This window comes from Occallatibacter savannae, assembly GCF_003131205.1.
Taxonomy (GTDB): Bacteria; Acidobacteriota; Terriglobia; order Terriglobales; family Acidobacteriaceae; genus Telmatobacter; species Telmatobacter savannae.
Genome location: NZ_QFFY01000005.1, coordinates 522,292 through 537,418 on the forward strand (window position 1 = coordinate 522,292; position 15,127 = coordinate 537,418).

Sequence of the window (15,127 nt, forward strand, 5' to 3'; positions counted from 1 at the left end):
ATGCTCTCCACCCTGGAACGCTATTTCGAATTCCGCCAGCTGGGCACAAACTGGCGCACCGAAATCCTTGCCGGCGTGACCACGTTCCTCACGATGGCCTACATCGTGCTCGTCAACCCCGCGATTCTCTCCGCCGCCGGCGTTCCCATTCACGCCGCCACTGCCGCTACCTGTCTTTCTGCTGCGTTCGGTTCGCTGCTCATGGGCATAGTGGCGCGATATCCCATCGCTCTCGCCCCCGGCATGGGACTCAACGCATATTTCACGTACACGGTCTGCCTCAAGATGCACGTGCCGTGGCAAACTGCGCTCGGCGCCGTCTTCATCTCCGGCGTGCTCTTTCTTGCGCTCACTGCCGCCGGCATCCGCCAGATGATTCTCAGGTCGATTCCTCACGAACTTTATGCCGCGGTTGCGAGCGGCATCGGTCTCTTCATCGCGTTCATCGGATTCCGCAATGCGGGCCTCGTCGTCGCGGATCCCGCAACTCTGGTCAGCCTCGGCAACATCCGCAACCCGGCCACAGCCCTCGCCATTTTCGGTTTGATCCTGATGGTCGCGCTTGAGGTGAAGAAAGTCCGCGGCTCAATCCTCATCGGAGTTGTCGCTGTAACCGCAATCGCCTGGAGCATCGGTCTGGTGCACTGGACGAGCCAGAGCATCGGCATCCACGACTTGACGCAGACCGCGCTGCAACTTGATCTTCGCGGAGCCCTCAGCAGGGGACTGCTTGAGATCGTCTTCGTCTTCTTCTTCGTGGATCTCTTCGACAATCTCGGAACGCTCGTCGCCGTCACCAAACGAGCCGGTCTCATCGCCCCGGATCATTCCATTCCCCGTCTCAATCGGATTCTTTTTGCCGATGCGGCCTCTACCATCTTCGGATCGCTCTCCGGAACCTCCACCGTCACCAGCTACGTCGAATCCACCGCAGGCGTAGCCGCAGGCGGACGCTCCGGCGTCACCGCCATTGTCGCGGGGCTGATGTTTCTCCTCGCCATGGCCGCGGCCCCCTTCGTCGGCCTCGTTCCCAACGCCGCAACCGCTCCCGCGCTCATTCTGGTTGGTTCCATGATGCTCGCCACCATCACTGAAATCCGCTGGCACGAGCCCCTGGTCGCCATCCCCGCATTTCTTACGCTGGTCCTGATCCCTTTGACCTATTCGATCGCCAACGGTCTCGGCTTCGGCGTCATCGCCTGGGCAGTTCTGCATCTCGCCACCGGCAACGGACGCCGCCAGGACTGGCTCCTCTACACGCTGGCCGTCCTCTTTGCCCTGCGCTTCATCTACCTCGGCGCGAGCTAGTTACTGCTTGGCGCGCAAACGCCGGCAGTAGTCAGCGCTGGCCGTTCTCGATAACCGAAAGTCCAGATCGAACGTCCTGCTCTGCGCATTCCAGACGTAGGCCTTGACGCCGCAACTCGCGACCTTTCCTGCGCCATCGTTTTCTGTGAAGCGGTCGTAAATAGCTTTTTGTTCTGCACCAAGTTCCACGAATCTCGAGTGCATAGCTGACGCGCCACTCATGAACTCGACTCGAATAGCTTTGCCGTTTGCACCTCGGAACCGCGCCTGCGCAGGTTTACCTTCAACGAGCAACATCGGAATCAGCGAGTCCGTATAGGCACCTCCAGAGCAGTAGTCAACGAGCGCAACCGACAGACCCTCCTTGCTCGATCCAAACGCATCAACGATCTCTGGAGCCGGTGCCCCTCGACAATTCTGTTCGTCGCTTGCCTCGAGTAACTTCTGAATTTCCGGCACGCGAGCCCGCCACTCCGCCAGCGCTGCAGCATTAGGCTTCTGAACGCCTCCAGGAACTTGAGCCGTCGATCCCTGCCAGAAGCTCACAGCGGCTAAACCAATGACCCAACCACGCAGGATGTCCATAGCGCTCTGTACCCGACTATACCTTTTCGCTTCATGAATTCAGAACGGCGTGCAGCGTCGAGTACTCTACCCCCGATTCAGGCTGCCCGATTTACCATCTACCTCATCATGCTGCAGATCATCAAGAACCGTCGGATCCTGATACTCTGCACCGCCACGCTTCTCTTTGTATTCAGCGCAACCGTCTCTTTTTCGCAGCACTTCTCCCAACTCGCGACCCCTGCACCCCTGCCGCCGGGATCCACTCTCGTCATCGGCTTTCTCGGTGGATACGACCTCTGGGATGATCCGCACCGGAGCGTTCGCCGGCTTATTCTCAAACTTCGTGAACAGCCTGGCGTCTATGCGGAATCCATCTCGAACCACCGCCGTGCCCTCGCACTCCAACTGATCCGCCGCGCTCTCGATACCAATCGCAACGGACGTCTTGACCCGGAAGAGAAGACCGATGCCCGCATCATCCTCTTCGGTCAAAGTTGGGGCGGCGCCGCTGCCATCGCGACAGCCCGCGACTTGCAGAAACTGGGCATCCCGGTTCTTCTCACAATCCAGATCGACAGCGTTGGCTTCCACGACGACATCATTCCTTCCAATGTTCGAGCAGCCGTGAACTTTTATCAGCACGATCCATTCACAACCATTCACGGCCGAGCGCGCATCCGTGCCGCCGACCCATCACGAACCTCAATCCTCGGCAACTTCGAATCTACTTACGTGTTTCGCTCCGTAGATGAGTCCAACGCATCCAAAGCTCGTCGGGTCTTCGGAGGAAGCCACACAAAAATGGAACTCGACCCAGTTGTCTGGAACCGCGTTGAGCAGTATATTTTCGATGCAATCGCAAGGAGACCTCAGCCATGATCCGCGCCCTACTCTTAACGCTTATCGTGTGCGCTATTCCGCTCTCCGCGCAGACTCATGAATTCGATGTCCAGCCAGGAGCCGGCTGGATCGACACAAATATCGACGTCACCGCCGGCGACTCGTTGCACATTAGCGCTACCGGCCAACTGCAGTACTCGAATGCGCAACAGCCCAACAGCCCCGCCGGCCTGCCCAGAGGCTTCGCCGATCTCCTTCGCAACCTGCCCGTCAACTCCGCAGGCCGCGGCGCGCTCGTCGGTCGCATCGGATCCATCGAAGCAGCCCGCCCCTTCCTGATCGGAGAGTTGATGAACAGCCAGGCTCCCGTCACCGGCCGGCTGTTTCTCTCCATCAACCAGATGAGCCTCGACCAGGCAACAGGTTCCTATCACGTCACGGTTGAACGAAAGGCGGCAACCACTGCGCAAGCCGCCGCGCGCCAGAATGTGCATGTTCCTGCTTTTCCGCAGTCGCTCATCGACTCCATACCGCGCCGTGTCAGTGACCCCAACGATGCTCCCGGCGATCGCGTCAACTTCATCCTCATCGGCTCGCAGGATCGCGTACAGGCCGCTCTCAAGGCCGCGGGCTGGGTCGCGGTCGATCGCAGCGACAAAGACGCGATCGTGCGCGGTATCTTCGCCAGCTTGTCGAAGGAGGCCTACGTCACGCTGCCCATGAGCGAACTTCGTCTCTTCGGCCGCGCGCAGGATTTCGGCTATGCCCAGGCCGACCCGCTCCGCGTTGTCGCCTCGCGGCATCACTTCCGCATCTGGAAAGTTCCGCAAACGCTGAACGGCCAGACTGTCTGGGCCGGGGCTGGCACCCACGACATCGGTTTCGACCGCGACCAGCGAAACAACGGAATCACGCACAAGATCGATCCCAACGTCGACGGCGAGCGCGACTACATCCGCGACAGCCTCACGCAGACCGGCATGGTCGTGAAGACTGACTACATCACGCCCACAGACCCCGTCACCACCGCACGCACAGCAACAGGCACGGAGTTCAAATCCGACGGTCGAACTCTGCTCGTTTACCTTTCTGACGATGTCGGCAACGTCTCGGCAGGCTTCGGCGATGTCTTCTGCTCCGTTCTGAAGCAGAAGAATCCCGGAGGCGGGGACTGGGGTCCATGCTCCCGCTACATCGACTCACCCGGAAAGGAAGACGTAAGCCTCTCCCCGATGTCGAAGAAATATCGCGTCCTCATTGTTCCCGGCATCCTCAGTTCTTGCGTGGCGGATTCGCCCGCATTTCAGGAAGGGCAGGCCACCCTGAAAGCCGAGGGTGTCGATGTCGAACTTCTTCAGGTTCCTAACGACTCCAGCGAATCCAACGCAAAGATGATTGCGAATTATCTGCGCGAGCACAGCGCCGGTGACGCTCGCAAGTACATCCTCGTGGGCTACAGCAAAGGCGGACCCGACATCCAGGTAGCGCTGGCGCAGGAGCAGGGAATTGCGGACAAGGTCGCCGCTTTCGTCACAGTCGCCGGAGCATCCGGCGGATCACCCGTCGCGGATCTCCTGCCATCGATTGCAGAAAAATACATGCACACTGTTCCGATGAAGAGCTGTCAGGGCGATCTCTCCACCGGCTTCAAAAGCCTTCAGCGCCAGGCACGACAAGCCTTCCTCACGGCGCATCCCACGTCACCCGTGCCCACCTATTCGCTCATCGCCAAGTCCGATCAATCAACGACGTCAAAGTCCCTGCTCCAGACCTGGCGCGTGCTCTCCTCCTATGGATCGGCTGAAGACGGCCAGCTTCTTCGCGACGACGCCATTGTGCCGGGTGCGAAGTTCCTGGGAGCGGCCCTTGCTGACCACTTTGCCGTTGCGCTGCCGTTCGACAAATCACCCGACGCAAGCATCCGCTCCGGTATGGACAAGACAACTTATCCCCGGGCGGCACTGCTCGAATCGCTGATTCGGTTCGTCTCGAACGATCTCGATCATCAGTCCGGGAACTGAATGGTGCCGGCCATCTGCGTGAAGATCGGATCCAGATCGCTCATCTTTGATTTCTGGCCCGCGAGCGCGGCGTACCACAAGCCCGACGGGCGCGCGATGGTGTAGAGATAAACCACCTGATCCGGATCCTGTTGCACGGAGACCTTCGTCGTGAGACGCGTCTTCAGCGCCGTCTTGTTTCCGATTTGAACGCGCTGCGATTTCTCGGTCTTCAAATTCGGATCGCCCTTTTGCAACCCATCCAGGAACTCCTTCGTGCTCGCGTCCAGATTGGTGCTCCCCGCTCCTGCCTGCGGCACGTAGTAGTCGATCATGGCGCCATTAACCAGCTCCACCCCACCGTTCTGGCCCTTCGACACCCCGCCCTGCGGCACCACATACAGGCTGCCACCGGGTTCTGCTTGTCCCGCCTGCCACGTCGAGGGATACGCGATGGAAAATCCATTCGCGGGATAATCCTTCATTCCCGCCGGAACGGTGGTCCGGCCGCTTGCATTCTCCTTAGGCTGGATCAGCTTGCCTGGCTGTGGCTTCGGAGGAGGAACCGTCGCGACGATCTTCTTGATCCTCGCGAAATCTCCAGTGCTCGCCTTGTAAGTGCGCTGTGGGTAGAACTGGATATCGTCTGACACATACTTGATGCGGCTGCCCGTCGCCGGATGCGAGGCCATCCATAGCGCCAGGCCCTTTGGTTCGGCTGCCGTTCCCTGCGTCTTCTCGAGCTTTTCGAAAAACTGCGGAAGCTGAATTGGATCGTAGCCGGCCGACGACATCATGCGCGCACCGTTCAAGTCTGCGTCGTGTTCGTAACCGCGCGAGAACTTCATGAGCAATGAATTCTGGCCGAGGCTCGTTCCCGCCTGCGTGATCTGGCAGACCATTCCGCATTGCCCATTCTGATCGGCAGTGAGTGTACCGGCCGCAAGTCCGACGATCTGGAAGAGCGTTCCGTAGGTCTGCTGCTTGCTGATCTGCGCGGCGCTGTGTCGCAGCGCGACGTGCGACATCTCGTGAGCCAGCACTCCTGCCACCTCGCCCTCGCTGTCCGCGGCCTTCAGCAAACCGGTATGCACGTACATCGGCCCGCCTGGCAGCGCGAACGCATTGATGGAGTCGTCATTCACCAGCTTGAAGTAGTAGGGATAGGCGTTTGCCTGCGGAGTCTTCGCGAGGTTCTGCCCAATCTGGTTTAGCCACTTTTCGATATCGGGATTGTGGACAACCTCCATTTCGCGCTCTACCTGCCCGGCAAACTGCTTGCCGAGTTGCATCTCCTGGTCGCGCGAAAGGGACGTCTTCTGGATATTGACCTGGGACTGTTTGGGAACCTTCTGGGAGTACGCAGCGAAAGGAACGATGAGAGCAAAGACAAGCAGACAACGACTCATAAGCCCTCCTGAATAACCGGGGGAGATTTGTGACTCGATTCTAAACCGGGGTCCGCTCGTTTGCATGCAGCTGGCAGCAAGCGCCCAGCAACCCGGAATTGGGCGTCTGGGGCAATGATCCGGGTGGTGGAATCAAGTGGTCCGCGCGGAAGACGCAGATATTGGAAGTTGATTGGATCCGATCAGCTTTCCCTTGGGCACGATTGGTCCTGTCTCAACCAAGAGATTGGGCCCTTCGCGTCGGGATCAGTATCAGCAATCAACAAAGAGGAGAAATACACGATGAGGTACGTAAAGGCGGTAACCGCAGCCGCGCGGGCTGCTCTGTTAGGAGTAACGACTCTGCTCGCAACGCCCGTGATCTATGGGCATGCGCAAGCGGGTCACACACACGCATTGATTCAGCAGCAAGAGTTGTCTCCCGAACAGGGGCAACTACTCTCTATCGTGCGCGAATCAACGGAGCGATTCAAGAATGTGAGCGTGGCGCAAAGCGAACAGTACAATCTGCTGTTTGGCTGTGTGACGGGGCCAGACTCTGGCGCAATGGGCCTGCATTTTGTTAAGCAGGAGTACCTGACAAAACCGCCCACGCTGCCCAACGGCGACATCGATCCCACTCGGCCAGAGATCGTCATCTATGAACCTGTTCAGGGCGGGGGGCTGCGCCTGATCGGTGCAGACTACATCCTCTTTGCCGATGCATGGGACAAGGCTCATCCTGGGAATCCACCACAACTGATGGGACAGCTCTTTCACTACTTCGAGTCTCCCAACCGGTTTGGGCTGCCGCCCTTCTACACCCTGCACGTTTGGGCATGGAAAGAGAATCCGAACGGCGCGTTTGTCAATTGGCACCCGAATGTTTCGTGCAAGGCATTCAGCGGTCAGCTTCCCTGATCCAACTCTGATGAAGTTGAGAAGTGGTCGGTCGTCGCCTGGTGTTTGGCGACGACCACTCACGTTTATACGCGCGTTGGGAACGACGGCGGAACGCTCTAGAATCGAAAGTGATGCGTTTCTTCCTCGTCTTCGCGATGACGTTGTTCTTCGCTTCCAATGGCGGATCAGCAACCTATCGGATCCTCCAAGCTTATCCACACGACGAGCACGCATTCACGCAAGGGCTTCTCTACATCGATGGCCATCTCTACGAGAGCACGGGAATCCAGGGTCAATCTACGTTGCGCGAAGAGGACCTCGAAACCGGGCGAATCCTCCGCATGCAGCTAGTGTCCGATCAGTACTTCGCAGAGGGGCTCACCGACTGGAAGAACACTCTCGTTCAACTCACCTGGAAGTCGCACATCGGTCTCGTCTATGACCGCGCGACCTTCCAGCTCCTGCGCACATTTCGCTACGAAGGAGAAGGTTGGGGGCTGACGCACGATGCCAAGTCCCTCATCCTCAGCGATGGAACTGCAGACTTGCGGTTCTTCGATCCAGATACCTTTAAACAAGTCCGGCGCATCACGGTGAAGGATCACGGCAAGCTCGTGACCAAATTAAACGAGCTCGAGTTCATCCACGGCGAGATCTACGCCAACGTCTGGTACTCCGACCGCATCGCGCGCATCTCTCCAGCCAACGGGCGCGTACTTGGTTGGATCGACCTGAAAGGCCTGACGCCTCGCGATCAGCTCTCCAGCGATCAGGCCGTGCTCAACGGCATCGCTTACGATTCTCAGCACGACCGCCTCTTCGTGACCGGCAAGCTCTGGCCCAAGGTCTTCGAGATCGCGGTCACTTCGAACACATCTGCCTCGGCTCGGCACAGAAAATAGACTCATTCCCCCATGCTCCGCATCACAAGCGGGCTCGTTCCGCCCGGCTATACTGCTGGCCGAAGGAATACCCATGGACGTCTTGTCGGTTCCGAGCATCTTTCACGATGCGTTGTTTATTACCATCAGCATCGCATTTGCCGGGTACCTGATAACCATCATTGGTGCGCGAATGCTCAATCAGCATCGCGACAAACTGGAGCTGGTCAACAAGCGGCTGAACGAGTTTTACGGACCCCTCTACGTCGCATCGGAAGCGGGCAACATCGCGTACCGATCCCTGCTCAACCGCCAGGGTAAGACCGTCAGTGAGCCAATCCTCGACTCCGAACTGAAGGAGTGGATTCTCTGGATGAACACCATCTTCATGCCGCTGAATGACATTCGCGAGAAGATCATCATCGAGAAAGCCTACCTCGTGGTCGAAGAGCGCATGCCGCAGTGCTTGCTCGATTTCGTCACCCATGTCGTGGGCTACAAGGCCGTGATGGCCAAATGGGCGGAAGGGGATTTCACCGAGCGCCGCTCCACGATCGGCTGGCCGCCGGAGTTCGATATCTATGTCAAGAAGTCGTACGCTGCGCTCAAAGCCGAGCAAACCAATCTGCTGCACAGCGCCCCCTGGCGTTTGTGGAACCGGCTCTTCGGAAACAAAAGCTGAAGAGTCACTCTCGTCCTAAAGCAGGGCCTGCACAAACGTCGATCCCACATTGCTGAAGTCGAATGCGTGCAGCCCAAGGTGATTCGCCAGTTCCTTTGAAGCGAGTATTCCGCGAACGCTGTTTCCCTGCGCATCCAGCTTCGGCGAATACACTGCAATCCCGAACTGTCGATTCACAACGCCAAAGATCCCGCCCGACACGCCGCTCTTCGCCGGCAGACCTACTTCGAAGGCCCAGTTGCCCGCATAGTCATAGAGTCCGCAGCTGAACATCACGGCCATAACGTACTTCAGGTACTGAAAGTCGAAGACCGGCTTACCCGTGAGCGGCTGGTTGCCGATGTTGGCCATTGTTGCCGCCATCATCGCCAGATCCTTGCAGTTCACCAGCATCGAGCACTGCGCAAAATACTGGTGCAGCGTCTCGTGCACCTCATCGTCAATGATCCCAGAGTTGAGAAGCATGTACGCAATCGCCCTGTTGCGATTTCCCGTCGCGGTCTCAGACGCCAGCACAGCATGGTCGATGCGCAACCTGCGCCCCGCAGCGTCGCTCATCTTGTCGACAAACTCCTCGATCCCAGCCTGCACCGGCTTCTGCTTGATCAGCGACGACACTGCGATCGCTCCTGCGTTCACCATGGGATTGAAGGGGCGGCCCGTCTTCTGATCGAATTCGATGGAGTTGAAGGCTTCGCCACTCGGCTCTACACCGACGTGGCGCAGAGTCTCCTCAGTGCCATGCCGCTGCATCGCAAGTTGAAACGCAAACGGCTTGCACATCGATTGGATCGTGAACTCCGTGTCCCAGTCGCCCGCAGTGAAGACTTCTCCCTCAACCGTGGCCAGACAAATCCCGAATTTCTTTGGATCGGCTTTGCCCAACTCGGGGATATAGGTCGCCACCGCCCCGTCATCGACGTCCTTGTACTTGCGATAGATACCGTCGATCACCTTCTGAATCTGCGCGCCCAGCCACGGCGATACATCGCTGGAGACACTTCCACTGTGCTGTGAATTCGTCACTTCTCGAACCCCACCTGTCTTAAGGAAAGCGGAAACCCGCGGCCGAGAGTCGCGGGAAACTCGCTGTTCAGGAGCGCTTCAGTTCAGCGAATGCGAGCGTTAAGTGTCGCCATCCTAAAGCAAGACAAATGAAATCCAAATCAGGAACGCATAAAGAAATTCGCCGCTTCCAAAAAGAAGCGGGCCGGGATCTCTCCCGGCCCAACTGAAAGCTGACAACCGACGACTGACGACTGACAACTGGTTCTTAGTACCTGTAGAACTCCGGCTTATACGGCCCTTCCACCGGCACGCCGATGTAATCCGCCTGGCGCTGCGACAGCTTCGTCAGCTTCACGCCGATCTTTTCCAGATGCAGCCTTGCCACTTCCTCGTCCAGCTTCTTCGGCAGCGTGTAGACGTTGACCTTGTAGCTGTCCTTGTTCTTCCATAGGTCGAGTTGTGCCAGCGTCTGGTTCGCGAAGCTGTTCGACATCACGAAGCTCGGGTGACCCGTCGCGCAACCAAGATTCACCAGGCGGCCTTCAGCCAGCATGAAGATCTCGTGCCCGTCGTCAAATGTGTATTTGTCCACCTGAGGCTTGATGTTCGTTTTCCTCGCGGTCTTGTCGTTGTTCAGCCGATCGATCTGAATTTCGTTATCGAAGTGTCCGATGTTGCAGACGATCGCCTGGTCCTTCATCTTCTGCATGTGCTCAAGCGTGATGATGTCCACGTTGCCTGTGGTGGTCACGTAGATATCACCGCGCCCCAGCGTGTCCTCAACCGTCGTAACCTCGAAGCCTTCCATGGCCGCCTGCAGTGCATTGATTGGGTCGATCTCCGTCACAATCACGCGAGCGCCCATGCCGCGCAGCGAGTGCGCGCAGCCCTTGCCCACATCGCCATATCCGCAAACCACGGCAACCTTGCCCGCCACCATCACGTCGGTGGCGCGCTTGATGCCGTCTGCCAGCGACTCGCGGCAGCCATACAGGTTGTCGAACTTCGACTTGGTTACGGAGTCATTCACGTTGATCGCAGGAACCAGCAGCTTGCCTTTCTCCATCATCTGGTAGAGGCGGTGCACGCCGGTCGTCGTCTCTTCGCTGACGCCGCGCCACTCCTTCACAACCTTGTGCCAGTGCTGCTTGTCTTCGGCATAAACACGCTTTAGCAGATCCTTGATCACCTGCTCTTCGTGATTGCCGGAAGCCGTGTTGACCCAGTCGTCGCCCTCTTCCAACTCATAACCCTTGTGGATGAGCAGAGTAACGTCGCCGCCGTCGTCGACGACGAGCTCCGGGCCTTTGCCGTTCTTGTGGCTCAGTGCCTTGTACGTGCACTCCCAGTAGTCTTCAAGCGTCTCGCCCTTCCACGCGAACACCGGAACGCCGCTGGCCGCAATCGCTGCCGCCGCGTGATCCTGCGTCGAGAAGATGTTGCAGCTGGCCCAGCGAACTTCGGCGCCAAGGCTCACCAGCGTCTCGATCAGAACCGCTGTCTGAATGGTCATATGCAGGGAGCCGGTGATGCGAACACCCTTCAGCGGCTTATCGGCTGCGTACTTGTTGCGGATGGCCATAAGGCCCGGCATCTCGTGCTCGGCGATGGAGATCTCTTTGCGGCCCCAATCAGCCAGCGAGAGATCTGCAACTTTGTATTCGGTAAGTTCGAGGGTTGAGGAAGCCATTCAGTTCTCCTTAGTAGGCGAGATCGACGACCTAATGCATCGACGAATCGTGATATATTGATATGTACCAGAAACCCATGGCCGCGTCAATTGTGAAAATGCTCCGCGTTGTAGCCGACCCCAATCGGCTCCGCATCCTCCTGCTCCTCAAAGCCGAAGAGCTTTCCGTTGCCGAGCTGCAGGAAATCCTGGTTATGGGCCAGAGCACCATCTCCACCCATCTTTCCCAGCTCAAGCAGGCCGGTCTCGTTGAGGACCGCCGAATCGGCAAGAACAGCCTTTATCGCCTCACGTCAGGCAACGGGAACGACGTCCTCACTGACCTCCTGGCTCGTGCCCAAAAAGAGATCCCTGAGGCGCCCCACGACCGCGCTACAGCCCGTCGCGTCGTCAAGAAGCGCCAGGACAAGATGCGCGCCTTCTTCGATAGCGTCGCCGGCCGCCTCGGCAAAGACTATGTCCCCGGCAAATCCTGGAAGGCGATGGCCGAAGCCCTTCTCCGCCTGATGCCTCCGCAAACCATCGCAGATCTCGGCGCCGGTGATGGCAGCTTCTCGCTCCTCCTCGCTCAGAGCGCCGAAAAGATTATCGCCGTCGACGCCTCCGCAAAAATGATCGAGTTTGCCCGCGAGCAAGCCAGCCGCAATCACGTCAAGAACGTCGACTATCGTCTAGGCGACATGGAAGAACTCCCCATCGACGACGCCTCGGTCGACCTCGTCTTCTTCTCGCAATCGCTCCACCACGCGCTGCATCCCGACCGGGCCATCTGCGAAGCCGCCCGCATCCTCAAGCCCGGCGGTCGCATCGCTATCCTCGACCTCGCGAAGCACCGCTTCGAAGAAGCCCGCGATATCTACGCCGACGAGTGGCTCGGCTTCAGCGAAGCCGAACTCGAGTCCATGCTCGAAGATGCAGGCTTCTCGAAAGCTCACACGTCCGTCGTCTACAAAGAAGACAAGCCACCGCACTTCCAGACGCTGCTCGCGGTCGCCCGCAAAGCGCAGTGAACGCGCGTGAACAGTCCTCGTGCATTACCATTGCATCCAATCCACCGAAGTAGACATGCCAACGCGTAAACCAGAACCGACCCCCACCGAGCCCCCCAAGCCGGTCCGCCTCACCCGCGCTCAGCGCACCGCTATCCTCAAAGCCCTCTCTGACCCCAAGCGCTTCGAACTCCTCGAGACCATCGCGCGCTCCCAATGTCCCCTCGGCTGCACTGCTGCTCACGAAGCCCTCTCCATCGCTCCCGCCACTCTTTCCCATCACATCAAAGAGCTCCAGACCAGCGGCCTCATCGACGTCCGCAGAGAAGGGAAGTTTGCCTTCCTCTCCATCAAACCCGGAGTCCTCGAGGCCTTATCCACCTACCTTCAATCCCTGAGCCCCGCCGGCTGTCCCACCCGCTGACAGCGTGTGACACGCTAACGCGCTAACTCGCTTGGTGCGAAGCGCCGCTGACACGCTAAAAGATTAAAAACTCAAAAATCCACAATCCTGCTGAATCCATTCCCCGCTCCCCACATCAATTCGATAGTTGTCGAAACGTCGAACATGAACGGCGCCGGACAGCAACCGATCGGAGGATCAGAAAATGAGCAAACTTCAGGGCAAAGTCGCATTGGTAACTGGCGCATCCAAGGGCATCGGAGCCGCAATCGCAAAGGAACTCGCCTCGCAGGGCGCCGCAGTGGCGGTTAATTACTCAGGCAGCAAAGAAGCCGCGGACAAGGTCGTAGCCGAAATCAAGCAGGCCGGCGGTAAAGCCATCGCTGTGCAAGCCAACGTTGCCGACCCGGCCTCCATCAGCCCGTTGATCAAAACGGTCGTCCAGACCTTCGGCCCCATCGACATCCTCGTCAACAACGCAGGCATCTACGAGCCGAGTCCTCTCGAAGCCATCACCCCCGAACACTTCCATCGCCAGTTCAACATCAATGTTCTCGGACTCCTGCTCGTTACCCAGGCCGCAGTGGCCCACTTCAACCCGAAGGGTGGCAGCGTGATTAACATCAGCTCTGTCGTCAAGGATGGCGCGGCAAACCTCAGCGTCTACAGCGCAACCAAGGGCGCAGTCGACACCATTACCGCATCTCTGGCCCAGGAACTTGGTCCCAAGAAAATCAGGGTCAATTCGCTCAATCCCGGAATGATCGAAACCGAGGGCGCGCACGCCGCTGGATTCATCGGAAGCGACTTCCAGAAACTCGCAGAGTCCCGCACTCCTTTCGGCCGCATCGGCCAGCCAAAGGACATCGCCACTGCGACCGCACTGCTCGCCTCAGACGACTCCGGCTGGATCAACGGCCAGGCCATCTACGCTGCCGGCGGCTTCCGCCTGTAAGCGAACTGCATTCCGGCTCCACGATCTGGAGGCCGGAATGCACGCTGCACCTCACAAAGGAAGCAATCATGGTTCACAGCATTCTTTCCACTCTTTCCGTCGCGGCTTTTGGAATCCTTGCCGCCAGGGCCGGCGATCTTCTTCGCCGTCCATCCATTCGCAGCAAATCCTGCGATGATCCTCAGTCGACCAGTTCTGTCTGGAGCTACCAGGCAGAAGCAGCCCAGCCGGAAAAGACTTGGCTCAACGTCCAACGCCACGGAACCTGCTGATAAGACAATGAACTCGGGTTTCCCATCCAAGCCCTGCTTGGGTGGGAAACCAAAAAACTCAACCGGTCCATGATTCTTGGGTGGCCCCGGAGCTTGCACCAGGCGGAGCCGAAGTGTCTCGAATCTGTGACCTGGAAGCTCAGTCCCGTTCCGCGGCCAGCAACTCCCTCTTCCGCTCCACGCCCCACCGATATCCCGTTAGCGATCCATGCGATCCCACCACACGATGGCATGGCACAATCAGCGCTACGCGGTTCGTCGCGCATGCTCGCGCCACCGCGCGCGTCGCGTTTGGCTCGCCCATCTCACGCGCCAGTTCGCTGTAGCTCCGCGTCTCGCCGCGCGGAATCTGCCGCAGAGCCTGCCACACCCTGAGCTGAAACACCGTTCCTCGTAAATCGAGTCCCGCTCCCAGTGCGCCCAGCTTTGTAAGATCGGAACCCTCGCGCACGCTGGCCAGCGCCGCATCCACCATCTCTGCAAGAGAAGAATCTCTGCGCAACTCGGCCGCCGGAAACTCCTCGCGCAAACTCGCCTCCGCCTCTTCGCGTGTCGATCCCAGAGACAGCCAGCACAGTCCTCGATCCGTGCTGCCCACCACCATCCAACCGAACGGCGACCTGGCCGAGCACCAGCGAATCTGCTCTCCTTTGCCGCCCTGCGCAAACCTGGCAGGAGTCATTCCCAGTTGCGTGCCCTCATAGGCCCGGCTCGATGAACCAAACCCGGCGTCGTAGATGGCGTCGGTCACGCGGCCCTGCTGCTTCAGGGCGTCGCGCAGCCGGCTTGCTCGCAGCGATCGCTGATACTGCAGCGGACTCACACCGATCTCCTGCTTGAATGCCCGCTGCACCGTAAACGGGCTCATTCCGGCGACTTTGCCAAGCTCCGCCAGTGGCACTGAACGATCGATATTGCTCTCGAGATGTCTGCGAATCAGCTCCAGAGATTTGCCCGATGCGGCCGAAAGAGGCTTGCATCGCTTGCACGCACGGAACCCTGCCTTCTGCGCCTCATCCGTCGTTGCAAAAAACCGGACGTTGTCCCGCAGCGGTCGCCGGCTCTTGCACTCTGGCCGGCAGAAAACGCCCGTCGTCAACACAGCGTAGAAGAAACGCCCGTTGCGGTCGCGCTCGCAGAGCTGCTGCCAGGCTCGCTCCGCATCGATTTCGTTTAGGCTCTCTGCCATCGTCCTGACTGCTGCAAGTTGAAGGTTGTTCGTCATGCACTCATACTGGGCG

At 58.8% G+C, this 15,127-nt stretch carries 15 protein-coding genes; 10 read left to right on the forward strand and 5 right to left on the reverse strand.

The window, feature by feature from the left end; all coding sequences use genetic code 11:
- A complete protein-coding gene (locus tag DHV10_RS20210; RefSeq protein WP_109488188.1) occupies positions 1-1,308 on the forward strand; it encodes an NCS2 family permease in 1,308 nt (435 codons plus the stop codon).
- On the opposite strand, the gene DHV10_RS20215 is transcribed toward DHV10_RS20210, so the two are convergent.
- The gene (locus DHV10_RS20215) at positions 1,309-1,893 is read right to left on the reverse strand and encodes a hypothetical protein (RefSeq protein ID WP_109488189.1); all 585 of its coding nucleotides are present in this window, start codon (positions 1,891-1,893) and stop codon (positions 1,309-1,311) included.
- Positions 1,894-1,926: 33 nt separating this feature from the next.
- Between DHV10_RS20215 and DHV10_RS20220 the strand changes: the two genes are divergently transcribed.
- Together DHV10_RS20220 and DHV10_RS20225 are read left to right on the forward strand one after the other, a co-directional pair.
- Positions 1,927-2,754: a hypothetical protein gene (locus DHV10_RS20220; RefSeq protein ID WP_162601712.1), complete on the forward strand. Its 828-nt coding sequence runs from the start codon at positions 1,927-1,929 to the stop codon at positions 2,752-2,754.
- Positions 2,751-4,736, forward strand: a complete 1,986-nt coding sequence (locus DHV10_RS20225; RefSeq protein WP_109488191.1) for an LssY C-terminal domain-containing protein — start codon at positions 2,751-2,753, stop codon at positions 4,734-4,736. Before DHV10_RS20220 ends, DHV10_RS20225 begins: the two co-directional genes overlap by 4 nt.
- Here DHV10_RS20225 and DHV10_RS20230 read toward each other — a convergent pair.
- Positions 4,721-6,124: a M48 family metallopeptidase gene (locus tag DHV10_RS20230; RefSeq protein WP_162601713.1), complete on the reverse strand. Its 1,404-nt coding sequence runs from the start codon at positions 6,122-6,124 to the stop codon at positions 4,721-4,723. The two genes, DHV10_RS20225 and DHV10_RS20230, sit on opposite strands and share 16 nt — an antisense overlap.
- Positions 6,125-6,406: 282 nt before the next feature.
- Between DHV10_RS20230 and DHV10_RS20235 the strand changes: the two genes are divergently transcribed.
- From DHV10_RS20235 to DHV10_RS20245, 3 genes are all read left to right on the forward strand, one after another.
- Positions 6,407-7,024, forward strand: a complete 618-nt coding sequence (locus DHV10_RS20235; RefSeq protein WP_162601714.1) for a hypothetical protein — start codon at positions 6,407-6,409, stop codon at positions 7,022-7,024.
- Positions 7,025-7,137: 113 nt separating this feature from the next.
- Positions 7,138-7,908: a glutaminyl-peptide cyclotransferase gene (locus DHV10_RS20240; protein ID WP_239461953.1), complete on the forward strand. Its 771-nt coding sequence runs from the start codon at positions 7,138-7,140 to the stop codon at positions 7,906-7,908.
- Between the two features lie 73 nt (positions 7,909-7,981).
- Positions 7,982-8,569, forward strand: a complete 588-nt coding sequence (locus DHV10_RS20245) for a hypothetical protein (protein ID WP_109488194.1) — start codon at positions 7,982-7,984, stop codon at positions 8,567-8,569.
- 15 nt (positions 8,570-8,584) lie between these two features.
- Here the strand turns inward: DHV10_RS20245 and glsA are convergent, their stop codons facing one another.
- Both glsA and ahcY read right to left on the reverse strand, forming a co-directional pair.
- A complete protein-coding gene (glsA, locus tag DHV10_RS20250) occupies positions 8,585-9,595 on the reverse strand; it encodes a glutaminase A (RefSeq protein ID WP_204101483.1) in 1,011 nt (336 codons plus the stop codon).
- Between the two features lie 247 nt (positions 9,596-9,842).
- The gene (gene ahcY, locus DHV10_RS20255; protein WP_109488195.1) at positions 9,843-11,267 is read right to left on the reverse strand and encodes an adenosylhomocysteinase; all 1,425 of its coding nucleotides are present in this window, start codon (positions 11,265-11,267) and stop codon (positions 9,843-9,845) included.
- Positions 11,268-11,344: 77 nt separating this feature from the next.
- Here ahcY and DHV10_RS20260 point away from each other — a divergent pair, with 77 nt between their 5' ends.
- The 4 genes from DHV10_RS20260 (at position 11,345) to DHV10_RS20275 (ending at position 13,886) form a co-directional block, all read left to right on the forward strand.
- The gene (locus DHV10_RS20260) at positions 11,345-12,277 is read left to right on the forward strand and encodes an ArsR/SmtB family transcription factor (protein WP_109488196.1); all 933 of its coding nucleotides are present in this window, start codon (positions 11,345-11,347) and stop codon (positions 12,275-12,277) included.
- 55 nt (positions 12,278-12,332) lie between these two features.
- On the forward strand, positions 12,333-12,680 hold the full coding sequence (locus DHV10_RS20265; RefSeq protein ID WP_109488197.1) for an ArsR/SmtB family transcription factor: 348 nt from the start codon (positions 12,333-12,335) through the stop codon (positions 12,678-12,680).
- 184 nt (positions 12,681-12,864) lie between these two features.
- Complete coding sequence (locus DHV10_RS20270; protein ID WP_109488198.1) at positions 12,865-13,614, forward strand: SDR family NAD(P)-dependent oxidoreductase; 750 nt, start codon at positions 12,865-12,867, stop codon at positions 13,612-13,614.
- A 68-nt stretch (positions 13,615-13,682) separates the two neighbouring features.
- Positions 13,683-13,886 (forward strand): hypothetical protein, encoded by a 204-nt coding sequence (locus DHV10_RS20275; protein ID WP_109488199.1) that lies wholly within the window; start codon positions 13,683-13,685, stop codon positions 13,884-13,886.
- A 139-nt stretch (positions 13,887-14,025) separates the two neighbouring features.
- Here the strand turns inward: DHV10_RS20275 and DHV10_RS28045 are convergent, their stop codons facing one another.
- Positions 14,026-15,075 carry a bifunctional transcriptional activator/DNA repair enzyme AdaA gene (locus DHV10_RS28045; protein ID WP_204101484.1) on the reverse strand — a complete coding sequence of 350 codons (1,050 nt, stop codon included), beginning with the start codon at positions 15,073-15,075 and terminating at the stop codon, positions 14,026-14,028.
- Positions 15,076-15,127: the final 52 nt, after the last annotated feature.

Coding starts and splice junctions, on each gene's coding strand:
- DHV10_RS20210 (WP_109488188.1), top strand. CDS start 1: ATGCTCTCCACCCTGGAACGCTATTTCGAATTCCGCCAGCTGGGCACA.
- DHV10_RS20215 (WP_109488189.1), bottom strand. CDS start 1,893: ATGGACATCCTGCGTGGTTGGGTCATTGGTTTAGCCGCTGTGAGCTTC.
- DHV10_RS20220 (WP_162601712.1), top strand. CDS start 1,927: ATGAATTCAGAACGGCGTGCAGCGTCGAGTACTCTACCCCCGATTCAG.
- DHV10_RS20225 (WP_109488191.1), top strand. CDS start 2,751: ATGATCCGCGCCCTACTCTTAACGCTTATCGTGTGCGCTATTCCGCTC.
- DHV10_RS20230 (WP_162601713.1), bottom strand. CDS start 6,124: ATGAGTCGTTGTCTGCTTGTCTTTGCTCTCATCGTTCCTTTCGCTGCG.
- DHV10_RS20235 (WP_162601714.1), top strand. CDS start 6,407: ATGAGGTACGTAAAGGCGGTAACCGCAGCCGCGCGGGCTGCTCTGTTA.
- DHV10_RS20240 (WP_239461953.1), top strand. CDS start 7,138: ATGCGTTTCTTCCTCGTCTTCGCGATGACGTTGTTCTTCGCTTCCAAT.
- DHV10_RS20245 (WP_109488194.1), top strand. CDS start 7,982: ATGGACGTCTTGTCGGTTCCGAGCATCTTTCACGATGCGTTGTTTATT.
- ahcY (WP_109488195.1), bottom strand. CDS start 11,267: ATGGCTTCCTCAACCCTCGAACTTACCGAATACAAAGTTGCAGATCTC.
- DHV10_RS20260 (WP_109488196.1), top strand. CDS start 11,345: ATGGCCGCGTCAATTGTGAAAATGCTCCGCGTTGTAGCCGACCCCAAT.
- DHV10_RS20265 (WP_109488197.1), top strand. CDS start 12,333: ATGCCAACGCGTAAACCAGAACCGACCCCCACCGAGCCCCCCAAGCCG.
- DHV10_RS20270 (WP_109488198.1), top strand. CDS start 12,865: ATGAGCAAACTTCAGGGCAAAGTCGCATTGGTAACTGGCGCATCCAAG.
- DHV10_RS20275 (WP_109488199.1), top strand. CDS start 13,683: ATGGTTCACAGCATTCTTTCCACTCTTTCCGTCGCGGCTTTTGGAATC.
- DHV10_RS28045 (WP_204101484.1), bottom strand. CDS start 15,075: ATGGCAGAGAGCCTAAACGAAATCGATGCGGAGCGAGCCTGGCAGCAG.